Genomic DNA, 1,668 nt, shown 5'->3' with positions numbered 1-1,668 from the left:
ACCGCCGGCTATCTCGTCGGACTGGTATGCAACTACGGCATGACCACGTTTTTCACGTTCAGGCAACAGCCGTCGAAGAAAAACGCAGCTGGATTCGCGGCAAGCCACGCGCTCAACTATCTGCTCGAAATAGCGTTGCTTCACGCATTCTTCATACTCGGAGCGGGCGAACTGATGGCTCCCGTGCTGGTGATGATAGTGGTGGTGCCTATAAACTTCCTCATCCTCCACTTCGTCTACCTGCACAAGCGCAAGGCCTGAAGCGAGAATATCAGCTCCCGTATAGTGGCAACGGCAGTCTCGCCGGCGGCATGAGCCACGACAAAACAATCGTCTCTTACTTCTATACGAACATCGGCAGGCTGACATCCCGCAACGCCGATGCCGTTTCTTTTCAACGCCTTCACCGCCATCTTGCGGCGCACGGTGTCGGCACCGAGAACAGTCACGAATGTGGCTATCGGCGTGTCGGCACGAAACAACCCCGTATCGGTATCGAAAGAGATGCCCCGCCCGGCAAAGAACTCCGACAGGCTGCCGTCTATCGACAGGTCTTCGGGAGTGCCGCTTACAATGCCCCGGCCACGCTCCATGAGCCATACGGTGTCCGATATCTGAAGAGCCAGTTCGAGATCGTGTGTCGACATGAATATCGTCTTGCCCGTCTCGCGGCTCACACGGTGCAGCAACCGCATGGTGTCCACCTTGCTCGGAAAGTCGAGAAAGGCCGTAGGCTCGTCAAGGATGATTATCGGTGTCTGCTGGGCTATGGCCTTGGCTATCATCGTCTTCTGCCGCTCTCCGTCGCTGAGGGTGTCTGTCATGCGGCCGGAAAGTTCCTCTATGCCCGTCATGGCTATCGCACGGTCAACGATTTCGAGATCGTCGGTACTGTATGTACCCCAAAATCCGGTATAGGGCGAACGACCCAAAGCCACCAACTCGCGCACCGTCATATTGCTTATATCGGGTTTCTCGGTGAGAACCACGCCGATATGGCGCGCCAGTTCCCTGTCCTTAAATCCGGTGATGTCTCTCCCGTCAACAATCACCGTGCCGCCGAGCTTCGGCAGAAAGGCCGACAGCGTGCGCAGCAGCGTGCTCTTGCCCACGCCGTTGGCACCGAGCAGGCATGTCAACTCACCGGCACGTATCTCTCCGTTGAGGTCTTTCGCCACTGTTTTCGATGTCGCTCCCGTGCGGTATCCTATGGTGAGGTCTTTGAGAGTAATGGTCATTGATGCTTTATTATGATTCCGATCGGTTCTTTCAAGATATAAAAAAACAAACAAACTTGTTTTTCGCCATCTCATTCGGACTATATTATGCTCTGCAAAGTTAGTGATAAATATCTATTACCAAATGCTGCCGACCGATATTTTTTTCCTATTTTGCCATTTCCCGGCCATTGCAAGACTCAGGCCACGCACAGGCACGCATCAATGAGGCGAAAACGGCATTCCCGCCAAGCAGCGCCGGATTGCCCGTGATTATCATCTGACGGCGGGCACGGGTGACGGCCACGTTCAGTTTACGGTCTATCACACGGCCGTTCTCGATGAAAGTGTTGGCAGTGAGGAATGCCAGCTGGCTGCGGCGATGCACGGTGAACGAATATATTATCACATCGCGCTGACTACCCTGAAATCTCTCCACCGTATCAATGGA

3 protein-coding genes are annotated in these 1,668 nt (G+C 54.3%); 1 reads left to right on the top strand and 2 read right to left on the bottom strand.

From position 1 onward, the window contains the following. Positions 1–261: GtrA family protein (locus tag MoGM_RS02390; RefSeq protein WP_199181757.1), on the top strand; the 261-nt coding region annotated here is incomplete at its 5' end. Here the strand turns inward: MoGM_RS02390 and MoGM_RS02385 are convergent. Together MoGM_RS02385 and MoGM_RS02380 are read right to left on the bottom strand one after the other, a co-directional pair. Further along, positions 237–1,238: an ABC transporter ATP-binding protein gene (locus MoGM_RS02385; protein WP_104368606.1), complete on the bottom strand. Its 1,002-nt coding sequence runs from the start codon at positions 1,236–1,238 to the stop codon at positions 237–239. The two genes, MoGM_RS02390 and MoGM_RS02385, sit on opposite strands and share 25 nt — an antisense overlap. Positions 1,239–1,386: 148 nt before the next feature. After that, a partial coding sequence (locus tag MoGM_RS02380; protein ID WP_146078624.1) for an AAA domain-containing protein occupies positions 1,387–1,668 on the bottom strand: 282 nt, incomplete at its 5' end.

Source organism: Prevotella sp. MGM1 (assembly GCF_002933775.1).
Lineage (GTDB): Bacteria > Bacteroidota > Bacteroidia > Bacteroidales > Bacteroidaceae > Prevotella.
This window is presented reverse-complemented; position numbering and strand designations above follow the sequence as displayed.

What these genes read in the sequence shown, in the direction of transcription:
- MoGM_RS02385 (WP_104368606.1), bottom strand. Translation starts at nt 1,238, where the DNA reads ATGACCATTACTCTCAAAGACCTCACCATAGGATACCGCACGGGAGCG.